The following is a 22,978-nucleotide window of genomic DNA, read 5'->3' on the forward strand; positions in this document are numbered from 1 at the left end:
AAGAGGTGTTGTTTGTTTTGAAAATTGTTATTTTTGAGAGTATTCCATATAATGAGAAGTATAGGGGCTATACAGGGGAGTTATGAATGGATAATACTTTAGTTTGTTAATTATTTTGTTTTAATAAAAAAGTAAATTGATTTGGAGTGAAATACATTGGGACAAAATCAGTTTAGATGGAGTAACAAGCAATTAGGAGAACATGTTGAAATAATAGACGGTACAAGAAGTCCACACAAATTATTAAAGAATGCAACATACTTAAATTCCTATATACGTGAATGGATGCAAGCAAATATTTGGATTTATGATGACCGTATTATATATGTAGGAGAAAAGTTGCCAGAGCAACTATATAAATGTGAAGTCATTGATTGTGATGGAAAGTATGTCGTTCCCAGTTACATAGAACCGCATGCACATCCATATCAGTTGTATAACCCAGAGACGCTAGCAAATCATGCGATGCAATTTGGGACAACGACTTTTATTAATGATAATTTAACTCTATTTTTCACATTAAAACGTGAAGAATCATTTCGTTTATTAGAGGAATTTAAAAAGATTCCAGCTACTATGTATTGGTGGTGTCGTTTTGATGGACAGACTGAATTGCAAAACGGGGAATCTTTGTTTAATAGTAAAGAAATAATAGAATGGCTGAAACAAGAAGCTGTTCTTCAAGGTGGGGAGTTAACAGCATGGCCAAAATTATTACATGGTGATGATGAAATGTTAACTTGGGTGCAGGAAACGAAGCGATTGCAGAAGAAAGTAGAAGGCCATTTTCCGGGTGCATCTGAAACGACTTTAGCGAAGTTAAAACTGTTAGGTACAGATTGTGATCATGAAGCGATGACAGGGCAGGAAGCTTTCACTCGTCTTATGCAAGGTTACACCGTTTCTCTTAGAAATTCTTCCATTAGACCGGATTTAGAAGTTTTATTAAAAGAATTGTTGGAATTAGGCGTGAAACAGTTTGATAGATTTATACTTACTACAGACGGCTCACATCCTTCGTTTTATGAAAATGGAATGACAAACGTAATGATTTCTACCGCGATAAAACAAGGAGTGCCAGTAATAGATGCATACCATATGGCAAGTTATAATATTGCTCGCTATTATAATATGGAACATGTACATGGTTCGATTGCGACAGGTAGAATTGCTAATATCAATATTTTAGAAAGTAAAGAAAACCCAGTACCAATTAGTGTCCTTGCAAAGGGGAAATGGGTGAAGCGTGACGGTGTAAATACGCATGAAGCATTACATATAGACTGGAGTAAATATAAAGTAACTCCATTATCATTAGATTGGTCAATAGAAAAAGAGGATATGATTTTCTCTAATAAAACGGGGATACACTTATTAAATAACGTTATTACAAAACCATATACTAGTGAAATCAATATAGACTGTGATGAATTATCCACAGATCATGATGAATGCTTCCTCATGATGATTGCTCGTGATGGTACTTGGCGAGTAAATACAGTTGTAAAAGGTTTTGCGAAAGAATTAGGTGGTCTTGCTAGTTCTTATTCCGGCACAGGTGATATGATTCTCATTGGAAAAAGTAAAGAAGATATGCTTACAGCTTTTCGTAGAGTAAAAGAGCTCGGTGGTGGAATGGTCGTAGCAGAAAACAATGAAATGTTACACGAAATAGCATTACCATTGCTCGGGATTATGTCTAATTTAAAAATGAGTGAATTAATACAGGAAGAGAAACAGATGGTGAAATTACTACAAGAGCGTGGCTACGCGTATGATGATCCAGCATTTACAATTTTATTCTTTTCTGCGACGCACTTGCCTTTTATACGAGTAACACCTATAGGATTATATGATGTGAAAAGTAGTAAGGTACTGGCTTCGCCGGTGAATTTAATAAAGCAATATTAAAAGGAAAGGCCCTATAATAGTCTAAATTATAGGGCCTTTTACATTATTAGTATAAGAATATTGTAAGCCTCAAATGATATAGTATCTAAATCATTTGAGGTGATATGTAAATATGAAAAAAATATTTTACATTTTAAGCATATTTATTCTGTGTGTATCGATACAACACGTTGTACATTCCCAATCAGATGCACCAAGGTTATCTTCGGATTGTCTCGACGAAAGAAAAGTTCGAGATGAAAAGTATGTGAAGAATATAATACAGGACATTAAATCCACATTTAATTTAAATATTGATGAACATAGTTTTTGGGAAGTAAGTAAAAGAGATCTGGAGGCTGCCCATTTGATGTATGGTGGAAAGGAAAATGATTCTTATTATAATTCGCTAACTAAAATTTATGATAGTGGTGGATTTAGCGAACAGCCCAGCTTATTTGTGAGGGCGCAAGAAGCATTTTTACTTTATAAAGAAAAAGATAATATCAATGTAATGAAACGCCTAAAACTAGACGTTGAAAAAGGGGAATGGCTCGTTATAAAAACGAAAAAGAAGAAAGGGAAAAAAGTGAAATTCAAGCCTTTGCAATGTGAAAAAGATTATATGAAAAAGAGAAATGAATAACAAAATACGTATTCATGCTGTTTTTATTCAACGATATTTTGCTGTTGATTTGAAATAGAAAAAGGTAAACGAACATATTAGCTTTATGGAATATGTTTGTTTACCTTTTTTTGAGAGATTTAAAAATTGGGGATGTTTTTAGTTGGAAATTATGTACTGGCTAATGAACTTATAACATTCAATGAATTTGTTCTTCATAAACATTAGATTTTGTGTCAAATGATTTATACATTGCCGAACCACCTATGTATATTTTATTCTACAGTATTTATAAAAGAATATTGGCCATGCATAAGAAATATGATTGGCACAGTTTTTGCTTGTATTACATGTAAGGAAGGGAGATTGTATGTAAGGAATCTGTACTCGTAATAGTATAAAACAAGCTACTATTGCAGTATTAATCATAGTTGTATTTATAGCGGAACTGTAAATACATACAAATAAGTAGGTTTTTGGTTTAAAAATTCTGAATTTTCTTTTAAATTATTAGGGGGCAATGGTATGGTTAAATATTCGAAAATTTCTAAGTGGATTCTTGGTGTTGGACTAGTGACAATAACATGTAATGGTTTGCAAATTCAAGCAGAGACAAAAGAGAAAAATGTGAAGAACGTATTACAAATGGAGCCGGTAGGAATACAGAAATCTGTTGATGAATTGGCGCACCCTTCAAAAGTACAAGAAAATGCATCTTTTACAAAACGGTTAAAATTAGCGGATTTATCGCAGCGTCCACTAGCACCAAACGATAATATTAAACCGTTAGCTGAAGAAAAAAAGTATTCAATGGCTGAGTTAAATCAATTAAATAATAAACAATTAACTGATCTTCTTGTGACAATTAAATGGTATCAAATTCCAGAATTATTTCAGTTTAATAGTGATAGTCTTAAATTCTATCAAGATGATAGTCGAATGCAAGCAATTATTAATAAACTAGCAGAACAAGGACAAGCTTATACGAAAGATGATTCAAAAGGGATTGAAACATTAGTAGAAGCTCTACGTGCAGCATTTTATTTAGGTTTTTACCATGATGAATTAAGCAAACTAAATGAGCGTAGCTACCATGATAAATGTTTACCAGCTTTAAAAACAATTGCAAAAAATCCAAATTTCAAACTTGGTACATCAGAACAAAATAAAGTAATTGCATCATATGGAAAATTAATTGGAAATGCATCAGCAGATGTTGAAACGGTTTTATATGCAGGTGAAATTTTTAAACAATATAATGATAATCTTGCAACTTTCATTGAAGATCGAACAAAAGGAGACGCTATATATGAGTTGATGAAGGGAATTGACTTTGATATTCAGACGGATATGTACACGACTGGAAAAGAGCCAAAAGATACGATGTGGTTTCGAAATATTGATAACTTTATTAATGAAGTAAATCGTTTTGCACTACTTGGTACAGTAACAAATAAAAACGGATGGTTAATTAATAATGGGATTTACTATGCTGGACGATTGGGCAAGCTTCATAGCACGCCGACAAAAGGACAACAAGTTGTTACAGATGCAATGCGAATTTATCCATATTTAGGAGAGCAATACTTTGTTGCGGCAGAACAAATTACTACAAATTATGGAGGAATAGATGCAAACGGAAAAACTGTAAATTTAGATCAAATTCGAGAAGAGGGTAAAAAGAAATATTTACCGAAAACGTATACGTTTGATGATGGAGCAATTGTCTTTAAAGCTGGGGATAAAGTTAGCGAAGAGAAAATTAAACGTCTATACTGGGCGGCAAAAGAAGTGCGTTCTCAATTTTATCGTACAGTTGGTAGCGATAAACCACTTGAAAGTGGACATGCTGATGATGTGTTAACGATGGTTATTTATAATAGCCCAGATGAGTATCAATTTAATCGTCAACTGTACGGATATGAAACGAATAATGGTGGGATTTATATTGAAGGGACAGGGACTTTCTTTACATATGAACGTACACCAGAGCAAAGTATTTATAGTTTGGAAGAATTATTCCGCCATGAATTTACGCACTACTTACAGGGAAGGTACGAAGTTCAGGGATTATGGGGACAAGGAGAAATGTATCAAAATGAACGTTTAACATGGTTTGAAGAAGGAAACGCAGAGTTCTTTGCAGGTGCAACGCGATTAGATAGTGTAGTACCGCGAAAAAGTATAATTGGTGGGTTATCTAATGATCCTGCAAAACGTTATACAGCATCACAAACATTAAATGCGAAATATGGAACGTGGGATTTTTATAATTATTCGTTTGCGCTGCAATCATATATGTATAATAAGCGCCCTGAAATGTTCGATAAAGTGCATGATTTGATTCGCGCAAATGATGTTTCAAGTTACGATGCATACCGTGCTACATTAAGCAAAGATAATAAGTTAAATGAAGAATATCAATCTTATATGCAAATGCTTATTGATAATCGCGATAAGTATACAATTCCACAAGTATCAGATGAGTATTTAACTCAGCATGATCCAAAATCGCTTTCCGACATTACTTCAGATATTACAAATGAAGCGAAATTAAAAGATGTGAAAGTAACAAAGAATAAATCACAATTCTTTAATACATTTACACTACAGGGGACATATACAGGAAGTGCGGCTAAAGGAGAAGTTGAGGACTGGAAAGTGATGAATGAAGCAACAAATGATATGTTGAAACGTCTTTCAGGAAAAGAGTGGACTGGATATAAAACATTGACTGCTTATTTTGTAAATTACCGTGTAAATAATGCTGGGCAATATGAATATGATGTTGTGTTTAGCGGAGTGAATACGGAAGAAGGTACGGCTGTAGAAAAAGAACCAAATAATTCATTTGAAACAGCAAACCCACTATCTTTGAATATTTTGTTAAGAGGAACCTTGAGCGATCAAGATCAGGGGGATAAATTTGTTATTGATGTAAAGGATCAAAAAGATTTACAAATTTCTGTTACGAACGAACAAAATCTTGGACTGAACTGGGTATTATATTCTGAATCAGATCTAAATAATTATGTAGCTTATGCAACAAAACGTGATGGAAACAAATTGCTTGGAAATTATAATGCAAAGCCAGGGAAATATTACTTAAGTGTATATAAGTATGGTGGTGGAACAGGGAATTATACGGTACAAGTAAAATAGTTTACTATAATTTATTTTGAAAGGAAACTTATTGCATTTTTAGCAAAATAAAGTATGTAATGTTAAAAATTAAACTATATCAATATATCCCTGTTCTAATTATAGAACAGGGATATATTGGCTTTATATTTTTAAATTAAATAATCTCATTGGATTTTGACAAGAAAATAATTAATATAGATTTGAATTCTCATTCGTAAAGAATACTTTAATCTTCTTAATGCTCTTTCATTTTTGTCTCAATGCTTGTTTTCAAATCAGTTGATACTTGATTGAAATACCCCAAAACGATCTCCCTAATATCATCGGATATAACTTTCAAATCACTAGCTAAGTTCTCAGCGAGATGTTCTTTTTCTATCGGTTTTAACTTCGTATAAAATTCACCAGCCTGCGTAAAGTCATTCTGTTTTGTTATAGAAGTTCTTTCAAGTTTACCTTCAACGTATCTTCCGTCACCGCTTGTAATTTGATTAGCGGGTGTCCAATCTTGCTGTTGGTTAATCGTTAATTTGCGAAATTCGGGACCAATTCTTCTTCTTTGTGAATCACTGTAAATGTTAGCGCGCCCTTGCAGCATTTTATCATCTGATAGTTCTGCACCATCCAGTAAATTAGAAGGGGAGAATGCGACTTTCTCTACTTGTTCCATAAAATTTTCAGGATTTTTATTTAATACCATTTTCCCGACTGGTATGAGAGGATACGTCTGTTCATCCCATACTTTTGTGTCATCTAAAGGATCATAAGATAGGTAAGCTTCATCTTTCGGATCCATGAGCTGGACGTATAAACCATACTCCACTGGTTTACCATTTTCAATAGCATCATATAAATCTTTCCCGCTATAATCAGGATTTTCAGCAGCTAGTTTAATTGCTTCTTTATTAGTAATGTACTGTACACCTTCAAATGGGTACCAATGATACTTTACATACTTTCGATTACCTTCCGCATTTCTCCATACATATGTATTAACACTATGTCCTGGAATGTGGCGAAGACTTTTGGCCGTACCATTATTAGAGTATAAACGGACAACAAAATGAATAGATTCAGGTGCTTTAGCGACAAAATTCCAAAATCTATTAGGGTCTATTAAGTTATTTTTAGGTGAAGGCAATAATGCTTGAATCGTTTCAGGGAAACGCATTGGGTCACGAACAGAAAAAACAGGAATGTGATTACATAAAAGGTCGAAAATTCCTTCTTTTGTATAAAATTTTGTAGAAAAACCGCGTACATTTCTAGCAGTATCCGGTGTTCCTTTCGTACTAACAGCTAACGAAAATCGCACCATAACAGGAACTTTCTCATTAGAATTTTGTAAAAAACTTAATTTAGTATGTTCAGACATCGAATATATCGTTTGAAAATAACCGAACGCACCAAATCCTTTTACATGAACAGGTCTTTCTAAAATTTTTTCATGAATAAATTCTTGTAATGACTCATGCAGTACACTATCTTGCTCTAGTACGGGTCCACGTGAACCAACTGTTTGAGAGTGAAGTTTAGCTTGTTCATTACGTTCGTCATTTTCATTAAAGTCTTTCCCTAGTATAGATTGCCCCTGTTTATCATAGTTTTCATCCATCGATATAGCCTCCAAATCTTTTTTGTCCATTGTTACTAAATATGATTCTATAGCCTTAATTATGTATGACACGCACAGTTCAAAGCAGTAACATACCGCTAGATGAAAAAATCACATATGTAGTGGACCTGTTGAAATAGAAGAAATTATGGAAAAATGAATATCGGGAAGAGAAAGCACACGTTTTACTAAAAATGTGGAAGAAAACCACTATTAAAATTTCAATCTTAAAACTTAATTTATAAACGATTATATAGAGAATGAACGTTAAAAAAGGGAAAATAACTAGGAGGAATTTAACATGTCGGATTGGTTTCAATTAGATAAAGAATATATGATGTCTACATATTGTCGTACAGAGGTTGCAATGGAAAGAGGAGAAGGGTGTAAACTGTATGATGTAGATGGTAAAGAGTATTTAGATTTATTTTCTGGCGTAGGAGTAAATGTATTAGGATACAATCATCCTAAAATTGTACAAATGACAATGGAGCAAGTTGCGAAATCGTTGCATTTACCGTTTCATTTTTTAAACCCAGTTGCAATTGAGTATGCAAAAAAATTAGTAGATTGTACTTTAAAAAGCGGAAAAGTCTTTTTTACAAACTCTGGTACGGAAGCGACAGAAACAACGTTGAAATTAATTGATAAATATAGAGCTAATAAGGGTGAAGAACGTGAAGGAATTGTAGTACTGAAGAATAGTTTCCACGGGCGTACGTTAGGAGCACTTCATTTTACGAGACAGGAAAGTGTATATCAAAATTTCCCTAAAACATCTATTCCTGTATATGAAGTAGAGCGCGAGAATATAGACCAATTAGAAGAAACCATTATTAAAGAAAATCCAATTGCGATTATGCTAGAGCCTGTTTTAGGTAGCGGGGGGATTTATCCTTTATCAAGTAAATATTTACATGGTGTTCAAAATTTATGTGAGAAATATAATGTACTACTGATCGTCGATGAAGTACAAAGTGGTATGGGGAGAACTGGTAAACTATTTGCTTATCAAAATTTCAATATTACACCGGATATTATTCAAATTGGTAAAGGTGCAGGAGGCGGGATACCGCTTGGCGGAATTATTGTAGGTGAAAGGTTATGTGATGTATTTTCACCAGGAGATCACGGGACAACATTTGCTCATTCATCAATGGGAACAGCTTTAGGTTTAACTGTATTAAATACATTACTTGATGATGGGTTAATGCAAGAAGCTTATGAAACGTCACTATATTTGAATGACAAACTGCAAGATATTCAGAAAGAAAATGCTTATTATATTCAGGAAGTACGTCATGCGGGGATGATGTTTGGGATAAGTGTGAATGACACGAATGAAAATGTGAAGAAATTACAGATTGAGTTAATGAATAAAGGGATGTTAGTCGATCTAACACAAGGGAATATTATTCGATTACTTCCGCCGTATATTATTACGAAAGAGGAAATTGACGCATTCACTTATGAGTTTATTTCCTGTGTTCATAACATAGCTGCTACAGCAAGTATTTAAAAAAATATAAAAAATATAAAAAGCTGAAGAAGCCGCTATGTTAGCGGCTTCTTCAGCTTTTTAAAATAGTAAATTACTTAACCTAGAGAGCATCTCATTGGACAAATAATTAATTATGTGAAACAATAATAACAGATAAGGAGACGTTAATTTTCCTTAAGTGCTTCGAATTAATTTTATTCAATAAGAGAAGGTGTGCTTAAAGAAGTTAAATTAAAAAGGAGCTGTTTTATTATATGCAACAAAATAATGATTTAAATTTTGAACCTCAAGACGTTAATATTGTCAATCCTAAACAAGCCAGGAAAGCAGTAATTGCTACTGGTATAGGGAACGCAATGGAGTGGTTTGACTTCGGATTATACGCGTATTTAGCGGTTATCTTAAGTCAATTATTCTTCTCAGGTGTTGATAATAGTGGATTGCAACTTGTACTTACATTCGGTACATTTGCAGCAGCCTTTCTCGTTCGACCAATCGGAGGTGTATTCTTTGGTAGAATAGGAGATAAGTACGGCCGAAAAATCGTGTTAAGTACTACTATTATTTTAATGGCACTTTCTACATTATTCATCGCATTACTACCAACCTATGAACAAATTGGTGTATGGGCACCAATACTACTTTTAGTTGCCCGAATGATTCAAGGCTTCTCTACAGGCGGCGAATATTCAGGAGCAATGGTTTATATCGCAGAATCTTCTCCAGATAAAAAGCGTGGTATACTCGGTAGTGGTCTTGAAATTGGAACACTCTCAGGTTACATTGCTGCATCGGTAATTGTTACCATTTTGACGTTATTGTTAACAGATGAGCAAATGCTCAGCTGGGGATGGCGTATTCCGTTCTTAGTAGCTGCACCAATTGGTTTGGTCGGTTTATACTTACGCCGTCATCTAGATGAATCTCCAATCTTTGAAGAGATGGAAAAAGCACAAGAGGAATCTGAAGACAATGAACAATTTTCATTTATGGATATTATTAAATATCACAAAAAAGACTTCTTATTAAGCACAGTAATTGTCGCCTTCTTTAATATTACGAATTATATGATTCTTTCGTATATTCCTTCTTATCTAACTCAAGTACTTAAAGTCAAAGAAACAACGGGCTTATTAATTATTTCTATTACGATGGCACTTATGATTCCACTAGCACTATATTTCGGTAAATTAAGTGATAAAATTGGTAATAAACGCGTCGTGCAAATTGGTTTACTTGGTTTAACTGTATTTGCAATTCCAGCATTTTTACTAATAGGTAACGGACATATTGCAGCTATATTTGCAGGTATTTTCGTACTAGGTTTCTTCTTAAGTGTATATGAAGGAACATTACCTTCATTATTACCATCACTCTTTTTCACTGATGTACGTTATCGAGCACTTTCGATTTCATTTAATATTTCTGTATCGATATTCGGTGGAACAACACCGCTCGTATGTTCATACTTAGTTCATGCAACTGGTAACCCGCTTGCGCCAGCATTTTATTTGACGGGTGTAAGTATTATTGGATTAGTTGTATTTAGTGTATTATTTGTTACGACTTCAGGGCGTGCGCTAAAAGGTTCATATCCTACAGTAGAAACGAAAAAAGAAGCACACCTAATCGCTAAAGAAGACCCTGAAGAAACACTTTGGTGGCATGAAGAGTCATTAGAAATTGAAGCAGGGAAGAATGCTTCCATTTAAAAAGCAACGTAGAAGTATAAAAAGACTCCTATGAATATAGGAGTCTTTTTGTTACGTTATTTCTTTCGTTTCTTCAAACTTTTCTGACAGGCATAAAGCTTATGAATCTCTTCCTTAAATTCATGCAGAAGTACAATGCTTTTACCATTTGAATAACGCACCGTATTATAAGCATCTATAATAATATTACTTTGAATATTTACATCTTCTTCATCATTTATTCTTTCTAGCCAAGCCTCAACAGTTTCTCCCCGTTTTCTATTTAAAGGAGGGGTTAACTTACTCTCTAGCTTGAAAATTTCCTTCCGAATTTCGTTATGCGGCGGTTTATTTCGTTTAAAACGATTTTGGTTCGTTCCTTCTTTATTAGTAATGATAGTAGATTCGAAGGCAGGCATATTTGGTAAACTGAATTGTTTTCGTCTTTTTATTATTTTCCAAACAACGTAAATAGCAATGGTTGTACATACTATTATGGTAATGCTATTCATGAGTGTGGGGTCAAAAGCACGCTGTCCAAACACATCCTTAATTTGAGGATCCTTTAAATTCCCTTTATTCGACCAAAAATCATCAGTTTCTTTTAATTCAGCTGCTGAAAATAACGGATTGATAGCGTATCCGAATCCTAATGCAACTGTTTCTATGATATAGGAAAAAATAAGTCGAATGAAAGGAAACACTTGAACAAGTACTATACTCATTACACCAATCGTAATGATAGAAATGAAACGTAATAACTGTTGATTCCGATTTGCCCCAGTTAACCAAAATGTAATCATAATGTGTATAACTAATAGTAACAGCTTCCACAAAGGTGGAAAGGGCGCATAAAATATGGTTGAAATACTAAACCAAACAATACCGCCTAACGATTTTTGAACTGGATATCCTGGTCCGACTACATGTACGATAAAGAAGAAAAGCGGTAACATAATTGTGCCAAATAGAGAGAATGGGAGAAGGAAAGAACAACCAATTATTTGAGTAATGAACAGTATGACAAATCCTGTTGTTTTTTTCTTCATAAATTTATGAAGAAGAAATACGCCTACATAGCCTGTTGCTAAAAATATGGAAATAGCAACAAGGTCATCCCTTTCTGTTAATAATGAAAGGAGGAGAAGCAAAATAAAGTCATTAACGTGATAGAGCCAAGTTTTCAACCGATTCCACCATCCCTTCGCTATTAATGAGGAACGTTGGCTGCGAGAGAAGAGGGAGTTCATTTTTCTGTAAACCAATGTATATCATTGTAGACGAACGTTCTCTCTTTCTCATTACATAATGAAGGAATCCTTGTTTCGGCAGTAACGTACTATCATCTGAAACACGTGCTAATTCTTCTAAAGCTTTTGCATATTGTGTTTGCCCTTCATGTAACGATAAATGTAATGCACCACCTTCTGCTAATACACTAATAAATAATTCAAACGGTATGTGATGCTTCGTTGCATATTGGCAAATGTATGTTGCGAATGAAATTAAATCTTCAACATTATCTTTCCAACCAAATCCACGATCGGCAGCTAAAGAAAGACAAATCGTCCAACTATAATTTTTTACAGGTTCAAATTGCTTCGCTTGTAATTCTTGCATTTTAGCAGATGCCTTCCAATGAATAGAGCGGAAAGACTCACGCTCATATCGCTTTACACCGATAATAGATGTTTCATCATTGTAAAAAGAAAAATTAGTTCGATAAGAACCAGTTAGAAGTTGCTGAAGTTCTTGCAAACCTGCTACTTCTTTAGGAGAAGGATACACAATAATTTCAGTTTTTAACTTATCGAAAACAGGTAAGTGTACATTTAATAAATGAAAAGGATCTTTTAAAACGCATTCGAACTGTTCAATTTGAAACACACCACGTTTCGTTGCGGTTAATGTTAAATCCCATTTTTGCGCCGAATGTGCAGGTTGTGAAAATGGAAAAGAGAATAACGTTTTTGATATTCGTTCAATTCCTTGATCTTTATGCTGTATAAGAGACGAATCTAAATGAAAATAACAAACACCATTAACGAGAGGGATATGTGCACCGTTTTTCAAATGAATAAAAAACTTTCCAGATTCATCAGGGAAAAGCCGAGTTGTTTGTCTCTCGTTTATAACTTCAAATTTTTTCTCTATGTAAGCGACATATTTATAAATGAAAATCGCAAATAAATAATAGGAGAAAAAGAGAAACATTATAATTCGTTGCGGCATAAAAAAGGTAAATAGTATAGCGCCTGGCACAGTTAGTTGAATAATATGGAGTTGAAAAAATAAAGGTACAGTTACTACACGCTGTCCATTCATGCTTGCTCAATCTCCACAGGTACGTCAACTTCTTTTAAAATACTTTGCATTATATCATTTTTAGTCGTGCGCAGGGCACCTTCCATTGATAAGACAATACGGTGATTCCAAACAGAAGGAGTTAAAAATTGTATATCTTCAGGGGTGCAATATGCTCTCCCGCGTAAGAAGGCTAATGCTTGAACTGCGCGCACTAAAGAAAGTGTAGCACGTGGGCTTACACCGTTAGCGATGTAATCGTGATTTCGAGTAGCTTGTGCAAGTTTAATTATGTAATGTTCTAACGGTTCTGATATGAAAATTTCTTTTATTCGTTTCTGTGATTCTAATATATCTTCTAAAGAGATAACAGGTGTGACACGTTCTAGCGGTATATCGTTACGAAAACGTCGCATCATTTGTAACTCATCTTCAGGAGTTGGATAACCAATTGAAATCGTCATTAAAAAGCGATCAAGCTGTGCATCTGGAAGAGGGAAAGTCCCTTGTGATTCAATTGGGTTTTGCGTTGCAATAACAAAGAACGGTTTTGGGAGAGGAGTAGACTGTTTTTCAAGCGTCACTTGTCGCTCTTCCATTGCTTCTAACAAACTAGACTGTGTTCTCGGCATTGCACGGTTAATTTCATCTGCTAGCAAAATGTTTGTCATAACGGGTCCAATTCTTAACTCAAATTCATTTGTTTTTGGGTTGAAGTATTCAATACCTGTTACATCACTTGGAAGTACATCAGGGGTAAATTGAACACGAGAAAAACTACCGCCAATACTTTTTGATATGGTTTTCGCCAGTAACGTTTTCCCAGTACCAGGCACGTCTTCGAGTAGTACATGTCCATCAGCAAGCAGTGAAACAAGCAGTAGATCAATAACATTTTCTTTACCAACAAACACAGATCCTATGTTTTCTTTCAATTTATTTATCATATGTATCATTCCTTTCGGTATAAAAGAGCTAATATTTCTATATTTTAACAAATTATTCAGAAAATTGGTATCATTTTTTAATTCAAAGAAATGGATATTTAATTATTAAATTACTCTTGCATATTTTGGAATATGATTATACAATATCGGTATATGATATATCGTGAGTCGATATATCATGAGGCGATGTATCGGAGGTAGTTATAATGAATGCGAAGGCGCAAAAATATATTCCGTTAACTGAGGCGACATACTACATATTATTGTCACTTGTAAAGCCAATGCATGGTTATGGAATTATGCAAATGGTAGAAGAGATGACAAATGGAGAAGTAAAACTCGGTCCGGGTACGTTATACGGGAATACGACGAAATTACTTAAAGAAAAATTAATTGTTGAAGTTGCCTCTACAGATAGAAAGAAGTGCTATGAGTTAACGCCGTTTGGGAGAGAAGTACTGGAACTGGAGTACAACAGATTACAGCGGTCTGTAAAGAATGGAAATAGTATATTAGGGGAGTGAATGGAAGATGGAGACAAAAAGGGTATTTAAGTTTTTTACGGCATGGAATTTAGAAAAAGAAGAAGCTTTTTTACGAAAGATGCATCAGCAAGGTTGGGCATTACAAAAATATAATTTAATGTATACGTTTCAAAAAACTGAGCCAAAAGATGTAATATACAAAGCTGATTTTAGATTGGTTTATAGAGATTCGAAAGAACAACAACAAGAGTATTTCGAAATATACGAAATGTCAGGTTGGAAACGCGTAACAAGTTTCACAAGATGGAATTATTTTTGTAAGGAAGTAGAGAAGGGAATTGAGTTACCTGACATATATTCAGAGAAGGACACGAAGGTGCAAAAAATGAAGGAATTATTACAATTTTTCGCATTAATTTCAATAACTATATTACCCTCAATGTATAGCGTATTTTTAAGTTCAACAGAATCAAGAGTGCCAATTTGGGCGAAAGTTATGACAGGGCTTGTAGGTTGTATGTATGCTTATTTCTTCATGAGAATTTTTTGGAAAATCAAGAAATTGAAAAGTGAAATATTATAATAAAGATTAGACTCTAGAAGAAGATAATGATGACAATGACATCATTATCTTCTTCTTTAATTTTTATGTAATTCTATTTTGTTAACTATTTTTTATATAATAAAAATATATATTTAATTCATAGAACTAACAGTTACAAAGATAATACCAGTAACAATACCTAAAAAAATCATAAATGAAGAAGAAATAATTAATAATAAAGAATTAGCAATAAATATCACTTTATTAGATTTTTGATTTTTAAAATGGTAATAAAGTAAAAGACCACAAATAGTAGAAACAATCCATATTGTTAGACCGTAAGGAGTCGTTATTTTTTCAAAATCGAAGATCCAAAAGTAAAAGATGACTATGTGGCAAGTTACTAGTAGAAATGTTGATGGAAGCATTATCTTTTTATTTAAAATCATTTGTTATCCCCCCTTTTATGTAAATATTACCAAAAGGGTGTGGGTTTTAATATATAAAAAGGAAGAAATACATCTTTAATTAACTTATTAAATGGAAAAATCCCTTATAGAAAAATCTATTTCTACAAGGGATAATAATGTTTTTATTAGAAAGACTGATTTTGAGCAGGTTTAATAAATTGTTCAGGGTTTTCAACAAGCCCACATACAGCGCATTGGACGCGGTATGTAGGTCCTTGATAGGCCATATGAAAAGCATTCATCGTTTCATTTGTGTATTCTTCTTCTACTTGACCAGTTTGTGGATTTAATTTGACTGGTTTTACTTGTTGTTCAAGAATATTAAAGCGAGTACGGTTCGTTTTACAGCTTGGACATAGCATTGGTTCCATATGTATACACCTCCATTTGTATCATTTCTTAAAATCTTTAATTTTATGCAAGCAAAAAACTTTCTCAATATAAATAGGTGTTTAATGTATTTAAAATTCAGAAAAAATAAAATATAATAAAAGTACGAACTGGTTATGTCCAAACCAAATCTCCTGTTTTATGCCAATAAGCTGGGGGGCCGAGAAATCGGCCTCATTTTTTTTGCTCATTACTACAAGGAACAAGGTTTTTGTGAGACTTTTGTCGAAATTTTAGAGATAGATATAAAGGGGGATGTAAAATGGATTTGAAAATGAAGTACATCATTTTATATGTAGAAAAGTTTGAGGAATGTTTAAAATTCTATAAAGATATTTTACAGTTACCTATAAAAGCAGAGCACGGTACATATATTGAATTTAATACTGGAACTACCATTTTAGCGATGAATACGCGGCAAGATGTGAAAGAATTAACAGGACTACCGCTTACAGAAGGTGAATTACAGTCTTCTCATTTTGAATTAGGATTCGTTGTTGAGAATGTACAAAAAACGATTGAGCAATTTAGAGAACAAGGAATCAAGATTTTAGTTGAACCTATTGTAAAACCGTGGGGACAAACAATTGCTTACATTGCTGATCCAGATGGAAATTATATTGAAATTTGCAGTTCATTAGAATAGAGGGAGAAAGAGAGATGGGATTTCCAAAACTAGAAACAGAACGTTTACTCTTAAGAGAACTTACACTATTAGATGCAGAAACGATGTTCCAATATTTTTCGAAAGAATCAGTTATACGTTATTTCGGAATGGATTCTTTTGAAAATATTGAGCAAGCGAAAACAACGATTCAAACGTTTAACAATCGTTATGAAGAGGGCAGTGTATTTCGCTGGGGAATCGAGAAAAAAGGGACGGGCCAATTAATCGGAACGTGCGGATTTCATTTAATTAATAATATTCATAAACGAGCTGAAATTGGTTATGAATTAGATGATACATATTGGGGACAAGGATATGCATCGGAAGCATTACAAGCGATTTTAGCTTACGGATTTGAAATGCTGCAACTGATAAGAATCGCAGCGGTTGTATATGTAGAAAATAAAGCTTCTCAAAAGTTGTTAATAAAAGCAGGATTTCAAGAAGAAGGATTACTTCGAAAACATATGATTCAAAATGGAGTTGCTCATGATACCATTTTATATTCTTTATTAAAAGAAGAGTGGAAGAAGTAATGAGTACAAACGAACTTATAACGATTATGAAGAATCATAGGGAAAATAGATTCATTTTAGGTATAGATGGTTTAAGTCGTTCAGGAAAAACAACATTCGTAGCAAATTTAAAAGAAAATATGAAACAAGAAGGCATTCCGTTTCATATTTTCCATATTGATGATCATATAGTAGAGCGTAATCGACGCTATTATACAAACCATGAAGAATGGTATGAGTATTATTGTTTACAGTGGGATATTACATACTTGAGGCAGAAGTTTTTTCAGAAGTTACAACATGAGACAAAATTAACTTTGCCTTTTTATCAAGAGGAAACAGACTCATGTGAAATGAAAAAAGTGCAGATTCCTATTGTAGGCGTAATTGTTATTGAAGGAGTTTTTCTGCAGCGAAAAGAATGGAGAGATTTCTTTCATTATATGGTCTATTTGGACTGTCCAAGAGAGACAAGGTTTCTACGTGAGAGTGAGGAGACACAGAAAAACCTTTCAAAGTTTGAAAATAGGTATTGGAAAGCAGAGGATTATTACTTAGAAATGGAATCGCCGAGGGATAGGGCGGATTTAGTCATTAAATGATTTGAACATAGCAGGTGAATAGAATGAATATTTTATGGGATTTTGATGGGACGTTATTTGATACGTATCCTGCATATACAATGTTGTTTTCTGAAATATTAGGTGATTCAGTAGAAAAACAAGAAATATACAAAAACTTAAAAATATCATACTCTCATGCAATTCAGTATTATAATATTTCATGCGAGCAGGAAGAAAAGATTAAAGTTTTGAAGGGAAAATTCACGTCAAAAGATATGAAACCTTTTGCAGGTGTCGAAGAGGTTTTGAAATTTGCAAATAAAAATGTGATTATGACCCATAAACATAGGGAAGGGGTTATGGGCATTTTAAAATATTACGGCTGGGAAAAATACTTCGTAGATATGGTTACAATTAACGATGGCTTTCCTCGAAAGCCAAACTCTTTAGCTTATAATCATCTGCATAAAAAATACAATATTGATTTAGCTATTGGAGATAGAGAATTAGATTTATTACCTGCAAAAGAATTAGGTATTTCAACATGTATGTTTCAAGGTAATTGTGATGTAGCGGATTATTCTTTATCACATTACTCGGAGTTTTTTAAGGTAGTGAGTGATAGAGAGTTTTCTTTATAAAAAAAGTTATTAATAAAGACTGTATCTTTCATTTTAAAGGTACAGTCTTTATTTTTTAGAACTCTTTCATTTTATTCCGCATTAACGGGTAGCCTGATTGGTTCAACTAATAATCAGTGGAGGGTGAACAAAACCTCCACTGATTAAAGTTTCACTTTATTTTCTGTATATAATAATTACTAGAGGTTAAAGAATGATTGTCCATCTTTATTAAGGAAGTAGCCAAGTTAATTGTTAGATAGAAATAAACCAAAAGATAAAGTGATAGCGTCTACTTTATCTTTTTTATATTTTAACCAAATTATGGTTATTCATGCTAATATAAAATCATAGCTATATAGAAGGGGTGGGATTAGTATGAAAACAGAAATAGTTCCTAAAAAGAAGTACAGTATAATAAGCTATATATCTTTACTCATCGGCATTTTGTGTTTTCTATTCGTTTTTATAACGCCAACAAGGATAGCGAATGCAGGTAATATAGTTGGAGATTATATTACAATTGCCCTGACAGGTGTAGGTATCATGCTTTCAATAATCACAATGACGAAAAGAACAGAGAAGAAGGGAATTGCTATTCTTTCATTAATACTGTCCTCATCATTTTTTATATTTTGGATCATAGCAATTATCCTATTGTTTACTGGTCAAATTAGTTTTGCACCGTAATGTGTAATAAAAAGAGTCCATCTCGTATGAAGGACTCTTTTTACTTGGTATCTTCAGGTTGATATTCTAAAATATCCCCGGGTTGGCATTCTAATGCTTTACATATTGCTTCTAAAGTTGAAAAACGGACTGCTTTTGCTTTTCCATTTTTCAAGATAGAAAGGTTAGCCATTGTAATTCCAACCTTCTCCGAAAGTTCTGTTACACTCATTTTTCTTTTTGCTAACATTACATCAATATTAATAATAATTGCCATATTATTCACCTCAGACCGTTAAATCATTTTCTGATTTTATATCTATAGCATCTTTTAATAGTCTTTGGAGAACGGCAGCAAAGACCGCGATTACCATTGAAGCAAAAATCATAATCATTCCGATAATAATAATGCCAGGGGCATCATCTCTCTCTGCCACGAGATAGAAAAGTGGCATACCTAATACATATAATACACTAATTGCCAATGCGCTGTACTTAATATTTTTTAAAGCTTGAACAGATAACTCTGAGAATGCGTTGTTTTTATCAATATAGTTTAAAAGCTTAAATGTTTGGTACAGTGCGAAGTAATAAGGTATTGCTGTTGCGTATAAATTGATAAACACAAGATATTTAATATATGAAATATCTGGATATAATTCTGCGGCGAAATTTCCTATTTTAGGGACTAAAAAAATGCACATAGCAAGAACGGGGATTCCGATCAGAATCACAACGGTCTTTAAAAAGAGTGTGGATCCTTGTTTCATAAAAAGCACCTCATTTATTTAATATCTTATTAATTTAACATGAAATTTATTGTTTAACAATAAAATTTTATTTCTTTTAATCGAGGATTTATTGTTAAACAAGTAATTAATGAATGAATGCTAAATCTTTTTTATAAGATAGATGACACATACCGATATTTAATTAAGGAAAGAAATAGAAAGTAACTATTGTTAGCTTTATGAGAATTGGGAACTAATAAAACATATGTAGGTTGTGGAATGAGAAAGGAAATAAGGTGTATTGAAATGAATGCAAAGTTTATGGAGGAACAATCATGTTGAATTATGGTGTGAAGATGAAAAAGTTACTATTAGTGGGAGCTATAATAGTAAGCGTATTAAGTACGGAAAGTATGATGAATTATCATGCGGCCAAAGCTAAGGTGAAAAAAGTAGAACACCAGCCTAAAAATATAATTATGATGGTTATGGACGGAACAAGTTCAACGGCGACAACATTGGCTCGCTGGTATAAAGGGGCACCGCTTACGTTAGATCAAATTGTAACAGGAGGTGTTCGTACATATTCTGCAGAATCAGCTATTACAGACTCAGCACCAGCAGCGACAGCATTAGCAACTGGAAATAAATCGAATTCAGGATATGTAGGCGTACTACCTTCTACTGTAAATTCACCTAACTTAAAGCCAATAAAAGAAGAGGACAAGTTACGGCCGGTCGCAAACGTATTGGAAGGTGCAAAACGTACTGGCCGTGCAACTGGAATTGTTGCTACATCTGAAATTCAGCATGCTACTCCGGCGGGATTCTCGGCTCACCATGTTAATCGCAAGCAATTTGACGTAATTGCGAAGCAACAAGTATATCAAAATATAGATGTCGTATTAGGCGGGGGAAAAGCGGCGCTGCTACCTATGAAAAGTAATGGAATCCGAAAAGATGGTGAAAATTTAGTAAAGGTGATTCAAGACAAAGGATACGATTTTGTTGAAACGAAAGATGCGTTATTGAACTCCAAATCTAATAAAATTTGGGGCTCTTTCTCAAATCATGCTCTTGCGTTTGATATAGATCGTATAGCAACAAATCCAGAACAACCAACACTTTCTCAAATGACAGAAAAAGCAATTCAAACATTATTAAAAGACAAAGATGGTTTCTTTTTATTCGTAGAAGGTAGTAAGCCTGATTGGGCAGCTCATGCTAATGATCCAATTGGGATGATTAGTGATGTATTGGCATTTGATGAAGCGGTAGCAAAGGCGTTACAATTTGCGAAGAAAGATGGGGATACGATGCTCATAGCTTTAACTGATCATGGTAACAGCGGTATCTCTATAGGGAATAGAAATACGACAAAAGGATACAATACTACACCGGTTTCTGCATACATTGATTCATTGAAAAAGGCGAAAATGACACTTGAAGGAACTATAAATAAACTGAAATCTGATTTATCAAATGTAGAAGATGTAGCTAAACTATACGGTTTGGATAATCTAACTCATGATGAAAAAGAAAAATTAAAAGCGGCAAAAAAGAAAATGGATGTAGGACGAATTCTTACTACATTATTGGCTAATCGTGCAAATATCGGCTTTACGACAGGAGGACATACAGGTGAGGATGTATTTTTACATTCTTATGGACCTCAAAAACCAGAAGGCTTAATCCAAAATACAGACATTGCGAAGACGATGGCGAAAGCGATGGGCTTTAACTTAGAAGAAGTAACGAATAAAATATTTTTGGAGAGTGAACAAGCCTTTAAGAAAATCGGTGCAACTGTAACAGCCGACAAAACCGAAGGAGCAAACCCGTTACTCGTAGTAAAACATAATAAAGTAGAAGCACAATTATTTGGTAACAAAAATATAATTCGTATCAATGGTAAAGGGTATGAATTAGGAAGTATTATTGTAGAGAGTAATGGAAAGTGCTATGTACCAGAAGAAGCAATTCAACTATTTGTAAAGCATTCTCGTTAAAAAATTGCCAACCAGTTAAGCTAACTGGTGGCAATTTTTTGTGTTTATTCTAAATATAAGGGTTCGGATTGTTTTGGAAAGTTTTCCAGATGAGATTTGTATAAATGTGAAAGGGGAATTATATTTTTTCTTACATTAAAAAATTTCGTTTTGTAGAATAGAGAATTTATACATATAGTAAAGTCTAATGTATTATCAATTAATATTTACGAAAAATATATTAATACTTTAGAATTTCTTTAATTTTCGTTATTTTTTATTTAATATTATTCGTTATATTTATAATGTGTTTATTTCAATTTATCGTATTGAAGCGCAGTTTTATATAATTATAAAGCAATCAACAAAATAAAATCTCCACTAGAGTAAATTTATTATTTTTTTTGCGTCTTATTTATCCCGCTATTTGCCGGACAGTAAGACCCCCACCTCAAAATTAAGCGAAAGCAAAGAAGTTAGGTGGGGGTCAGGCTGCCTGTAAAAACCCGATTGGTGAGGGCTGATTAAAATTTCACTTTATTTACGAAAATTATTATGCAGCTAAGAAAACTGTAATTTATTGAATTAGAGATATATTAGAATTTAGTTGAAGAAAGAGAGAGGGAATAAAATGAATATAGTGCACTTACGTCCTAAACAGCGGTCTAAGTATCGTATTATGCTAGGGAAGTGGTATTACTCTACAAAGAGGTACATTCAGTGGTTAGTAGACGGAAAAACATATGCAAAAAGGCTCCAACAAGAAAAGCTACCTTGTACAGCAATTCAGCACCGAACGATATTACTTCGTAAGCTCAAAGATGTAGATATGTGGTATCAACAGAATAAGGTTGTTAATTTGAAAATTGCTGTTAAAAAACTAAATGGTATCGTCATTAGACCAGGAGAAACATTTTCTTACTGGCGTTTAATAGGTAAGCCTACGAGGAAAAAAGGATATGTAGAAGGTATGGTATTACACTACGGATCTTTTCAAACAGGTATTGGAGGAGGTCTTTGTCAGCTTTCGAATTTAATATATTGGATGACTTTACATACACCACTGACAGTAACAGAACGATATCGTCATAGCTTTGATGTCTTTCCTGATTCGAGGCGAACTCAACCGTTTGGGAGTGGAGCGACTTGTTCCTATAACTATTTGGATTTACAAATTAAAAATGAAACGGACCAACCGTATCAACTTCACCTTTATATGACAGATGAATATTTAGTTGGTGAATGGAGAACAGTCTATCCGCAACTTTATCAATATGAAGTGTATGAGAAAGAACACTCAATTCAACCTGCATACTGGGGCGGTTATATACGACATAATGTGATTCAACGTAAAGTATATAATCAACAGAAACAGTTAATAGAAGATCAATATGTAACGGAGAATCACGCTATAATGATGTATGAACCACTATTAGCTTGTAATAATGAGAATAGTGAGTAATATGATAATCCATAGATTAAATAGTATAGAAAATATTTAATTCTTATTTTTATTAAAAAAATATAAATCTCAGATTTACTGGATTTTGATTGTAACTAAGAACATATAAAAGTTCACTGTTATTTATTGGAGAGCCTGTTTGTTTTTCTATCTTTTG

22 protein-coding genes are annotated in these 22,978 nt (G+C 33.4%); 14 read left to right on the top strand and 8 right to left on the bottom strand.

All coding sequences use genetic code 11. From position 1 onward, the window contains the following. Positions 1-156: 156 nt before the first annotated feature. The 3 genes from MRP26_RS19805 (at position 157) to colA (ending at position 5,677) form a co-directional block, all read left to right on the top strand. Complete coding sequence (locus MRP26_RS19805; RefSeq protein ID WP_242806673.1) at positions 157-1,911, top strand: adenine deaminase C-terminal domain-containing protein; 1,755 nt, start codon at positions 157-159, stop codon at positions 1,909-1,911. A gap of 112 nt (positions 1,912-2,023) precedes the next feature. Continuing rightward, positions 2,024-2,536 (top strand): hypothetical protein, encoded by a 513-nt coding sequence (locus MRP26_RS19810; RefSeq protein WP_242806676.1) that lies wholly within the window; start codon positions 2,024-2,026, stop codon positions 2,534-2,536. A gap of 504 nt (positions 2,537-3,040) precedes the next feature. After that, on the top strand, positions 3,041-5,677 hold the full coding sequence (gene colA / locus MRP26_RS19815) for a collagenase ColA (protein ID WP_088022747.1): 2,637 nt from the start codon (positions 3,041-3,043) through the stop codon (positions 5,675-5,677). A gap of 217 nt (positions 5,678-5,894) precedes the next feature. Here the strand turns inward: colA and MRP26_RS19820 are convergent, their stop codons facing one another. Continuing rightward, the gene (locus MRP26_RS19820; RefSeq protein ID WP_063547730.1) at positions 5,895-7,274 is read right to left on the bottom strand and encodes a catalase; all 1,380 of its coding nucleotides are present in this window, start codon (positions 7,272-7,274) and stop codon (positions 5,895-5,897) included. A 301-nt stretch (positions 7,275-7,575) separates the two neighbouring features. Here MRP26_RS19820 and MRP26_RS19825 point away from each other — a divergent pair, with 301 nt between their 5' ends. Continuing rightward, positions 7,576-8,793, top strand: a complete 1,218-nt coding sequence (locus MRP26_RS19825) for an aspartate aminotransferase family protein (RefSeq protein ID WP_242806677.1) — start codon at positions 7,576-7,578, stop codon at positions 8,791-8,793. A gap of 236 nt (positions 8,794-9,029) precedes the next feature. Then, positions 9,030-10,487 (top strand): MFS transporter, encoded by a 1,458-nt coding sequence (locus tag MRP26_RS19830; protein WP_001186932.1) that lies wholly within the window; start codon positions 9,030-9,032, stop codon positions 10,485-10,487. 56 nt (positions 10,488-10,543) lie between these two features. On the opposite strand, the gene MRP26_RS19835 is transcribed toward MRP26_RS19830, so the two are convergent. From MRP26_RS19835 to MRP26_RS19845, 3 genes are read right to left on the bottom strand one after another with little or no spacing between them, the layout of a single operon-like run. Beyond that, entirely contained in the window at positions 10,544-11,653 is a 1,110-nt protein-coding gene (locus MRP26_RS19835) for a DUF4018 domain-containing protein (protein ID WP_242806679.1), read from the bottom strand. Continuing rightward, the gene (locus MRP26_RS19840; protein ID WP_078400967.1) at positions 11,628-12,791 is read right to left on the bottom strand and encodes a DUF58 domain-containing protein; all 1,164 of its coding nucleotides are present in this window, start codon (positions 12,789-12,791) and stop codon (positions 11,628-11,630) included. Before MRP26_RS19840 ends, MRP26_RS19835 begins: the two co-directional genes overlap by 26 nt. Then, a complete protein-coding gene (locus MRP26_RS19845) occupies positions 12,788-13,717 on the bottom strand; it encodes an AAA family ATPase (protein WP_242806681.1) in 930 nt (309 codons plus the stop codon). Before MRP26_RS19845 ends, MRP26_RS19840 begins: the two co-directional genes overlap by 4 nt. A 206-nt stretch (positions 13,718-13,923) precedes the next feature. Between MRP26_RS19845 and MRP26_RS19850 the strand changes: the two genes are divergently transcribed. Beyond that, positions 13,924-14,241: a PadR family transcriptional regulator gene (locus MRP26_RS19850; protein ID WP_000991890.1), complete on the top strand. Its 318-nt coding sequence runs from the start codon at positions 13,924-13,926 to the stop codon at positions 14,239-14,241. 7 nt (positions 14,242-14,248) lie between these two features. Beyond that, positions 14,249-14,785: a DUF2812 domain-containing protein gene (locus tag MRP26_RS19855; RefSeq protein ID WP_242806683.1), complete on the top strand. Its 537-nt coding sequence runs from the start codon at positions 14,249-14,251 to the stop codon at positions 14,783-14,785. A gap of 113 nt (positions 14,786-14,898) precedes the next feature. Here the strand turns inward: MRP26_RS19855 and MRP26_RS19860 are convergent, their stop codons facing one another. Both MRP26_RS19860 and MRP26_RS19865 read right to left on the bottom strand, forming a co-directional pair. Continuing rightward, positions 14,899-15,195 carry a hypothetical protein gene (locus MRP26_RS19860; RefSeq protein WP_098853149.1) on the bottom strand — a complete coding sequence of 99 codons (297 nt, stop codon included), beginning with the start codon at positions 15,193-15,195 and terminating at the stop codon, positions 14,899-14,901. A gap of 146 nt (positions 15,196-15,341) precedes the next feature. Next, a complete protein-coding gene (locus tag MRP26_RS19865; protein WP_000433609.1) occupies positions 15,342-15,587 on the bottom strand; it encodes a hypothetical protein in 246 nt (81 codons plus the stop codon). 281 nt (positions 15,588-15,868) lie between these two features. Between MRP26_RS19865 and MRP26_RS19870 the strand changes: the two genes are divergently transcribed. The 5 genes from MRP26_RS19870 to MRP26_RS19890 all read left to right on the top strand — a co-directional run bounded on the left by MRP26_RS19870 (position 15,869) and on the right by MRP26_RS19890 (position 18,661). Next, positions 15,869-16,252 carry a VOC family protein gene (locus MRP26_RS19870; RefSeq protein WP_000364502.1) on the top strand — a complete coding sequence of 128 codons (384 nt, stop codon included), beginning with the start codon at positions 15,869-15,871 and terminating at the stop codon, positions 16,250-16,252. A gap of 14 nt (positions 16,253-16,266) precedes the next feature. After that, positions 16,267-16,809 (top strand): GNAT family N-acetyltransferase, encoded by a 543-nt coding sequence (locus MRP26_RS19875; RefSeq protein ID WP_000506654.1) that lies wholly within the window; start codon positions 16,267-16,269, stop codon positions 16,807-16,809. Next, positions 16,809-17,390: a kinase gene (locus tag MRP26_RS19880; RefSeq protein ID WP_000106123.1), complete on the top strand. Its 582-nt coding sequence runs from the start codon at positions 16,809-16,811 to the stop codon at positions 17,388-17,390. Before MRP26_RS19875 ends, MRP26_RS19880 begins: the two co-directional genes overlap by 1 nt. A 23-nt stretch (positions 17,391-17,413) precedes the next feature. Beyond that, entirely contained in the window at positions 17,414-17,992 is a 579-nt protein-coding gene (locus MRP26_RS19885) for an HAD-IA family hydrolase (protein WP_088022733.1), read from the top strand. Between the two features lie 357 nt (positions 17,993-18,349). Next, positions 18,350-18,661 carry a hypothetical protein gene (locus MRP26_RS19890; RefSeq protein ID WP_000845550.1) on the top strand — a complete coding sequence of 104 codons (312 nt, stop codon included), beginning with the start codon at positions 18,350-18,352 and terminating at the stop codon, positions 18,659-18,661. A gap of 40 nt (positions 18,662-18,701) precedes the next feature. On the opposite strand, the gene MRP26_RS19895 is transcribed toward MRP26_RS19890, so the two are convergent. After that, positions 18,702-18,917: a helix-turn-helix domain-containing protein gene (locus MRP26_RS19895; protein WP_000974620.1), complete on the bottom strand. Its 216-nt coding sequence runs from the start codon at positions 18,915-18,917 to the stop codon at positions 18,702-18,704. A gap of 10 nt (positions 18,918-18,927) precedes the next feature. Then, positions 18,928-19,410, bottom strand: a complete 483-nt coding sequence (locus tag MRP26_RS19900; RefSeq protein ID WP_000809125.1) for a DUF2975 domain-containing protein — start codon at positions 19,408-19,410, stop codon at positions 18,928-18,930. Positions 19,411-19,706: 296 nt separating this feature from the next. On the opposite strand from MRP26_RS19900, the gene MRP26_RS19905 reads away from it, so the two are divergent. After that, a complete protein-coding gene (locus MRP26_RS19905; protein WP_242806686.1) occupies positions 19,707-21,380 on the top strand; it encodes an alkaline phosphatase in 1,674 nt (557 codons plus the stop codon). A gap of 610 nt (positions 21,381-21,990) precedes the next feature. Further along, on the top strand, positions 21,991-22,821 hold the full coding sequence (locus MRP26_RS19910; RefSeq protein ID WP_001028244.1) for a VanW family protein: 831 nt from the start codon (positions 21,991-21,993) through the stop codon (positions 22,819-22,821). Positions 22,822-22,978 lie beyond the last annotated feature (157 nt).

It is taken from the genome of Bacillus sp. CCB-MMP212 (assembly GCF_022748145.1).
Lineage (GTDB): Bacteria > Bacillota > Bacilli > Bacillales > Bacillaceae_G > Bacillus_A > Bacillus_A cereus.

What these genes read in the sequence shown, in the direction of transcription:
- MRP26_RS19810 (WP_242806676.1), top strand. Translation starts at nt 2,024, where the DNA reads ATGAAAAAAATATTTTACATTTTAAGCATATTTATTCTGTGTGTATCG.
- colA (WP_088022747.1), top strand. Translation starts at nt 3,041, where the DNA reads ATGGTTAAATATTCGAAAATTTCTAAGTGGATTCTTGGTGTTGGACTA.
- MRP26_RS19820 (WP_063547730.1), bottom strand. Translation starts at nt 7,274, where the DNA reads ATGGATGAAAACTATGATAAACAGGGGCAATCTATACTAGGGAAAGAC.
- MRP26_RS19825 (WP_242806677.1), top strand. Translation starts at nt 7,576, where the DNA reads ATGTCGGATTGGTTTCAATTAGATAAAGAATATATGATGTCTACATAT.
- MRP26_RS19830 (WP_001186932.1), top strand. Translation starts at nt 9,030, where the DNA reads ATGCAACAAAATAATGATTTAAATTTTGAACCTCAAGACGTTAATATT.
- MRP26_RS19840 (WP_078400967.1), bottom strand. Translation starts at nt 12,791, where the DNA reads ATGAATGGACAGCGTGTAGTAACTGTACCTTTATTTTTTCAACTCCAT.
- MRP26_RS19845 (WP_242806681.1), bottom strand. Translation starts at nt 13,717, where the DNA reads ATGATAAATAAATTGAAAGAAAACATAGGATCTGTGTTTGTTGGTAAA.
- MRP26_RS19850 (WP_000991890.1), top strand. Translation starts at nt 13,924, where the DNA reads ATGAATGCGAAGGCGCAAAAATATATTCCGTTAACTGAGGCGACATAC.
- MRP26_RS19855 (WP_242806683.1), top strand. Translation starts at nt 14,249, where the DNA reads ATGGAGACAAAAAGGGTATTTAAGTTTTTTACGGCATGGAATTTAGAA.
- MRP26_RS19860 (WP_098853149.1), bottom strand. Translation starts at nt 15,195, where the DNA reads ATGATTTTAAATAAAAAGATAATGCTTCCATCAACATTTCTACTAGTA.
- MRP26_RS19865 (WP_000433609.1), bottom strand. Translation starts at nt 15,587, where the DNA reads ATGGAACCAATGCTATGTCCAAGCTGTAAAACGAACCGTACTCGCTTT.
- MRP26_RS19870 (WP_000364502.1), top strand. Translation starts at nt 15,869, where the DNA reads ATGGATTTGAAAATGAAGTACATCATTTTATATGTAGAAAAGTTTGAG.
- MRP26_RS19875 (WP_000506654.1), top strand. Translation starts at nt 16,267, where the DNA reads ATGGGATTTCCAAAACTAGAAACAGAACGTTTACTCTTAAGAGAACTT.
- MRP26_RS19880 (WP_000106123.1), top strand. Translation starts at nt 16,809, where the DNA reads ATGAGTACAAACGAACTTATAACGATTATGAAGAATCATAGGGAAAAT.
- MRP26_RS19885 (WP_088022733.1), top strand. Translation starts at nt 17,414, where the DNA reads ATGAATATTTTATGGGATTTTGATGGGACGTTATTTGATACGTATCCT.
- MRP26_RS19890 (WP_000845550.1), top strand. Translation starts at nt 18,350, where the DNA reads ATGAAAACAGAAATAGTTCCTAAAAAGAAGTACAGTATAATAAGCTAT.
- MRP26_RS19895 (WP_000974620.1), bottom strand. Translation starts at nt 18,917, where the DNA reads ATGGCAATTATTATTAATATTGATGTAATGTTAGCAAAAAGAAAAATG.
- MRP26_RS19900 (WP_000809125.1), bottom strand. Translation starts at nt 19,410, where the DNA reads ATGAAACAAGGATCCACACTCTTTTTAAAGACCGTTGTGATTCTGATC.
- MRP26_RS19905 (WP_242806686.1), top strand. Translation starts at nt 19,707, where the DNA reads ATGTTGAATTATGGTGTGAAGATGAAAAAGTTACTATTAGTGGGAGCT.
- MRP26_RS19910 (WP_001028244.1), top strand. Translation starts at nt 21,991, where the DNA reads ATGAATATAGTGCACTTACGTCCTAAACAGCGGTCTAAGTATCGTATT.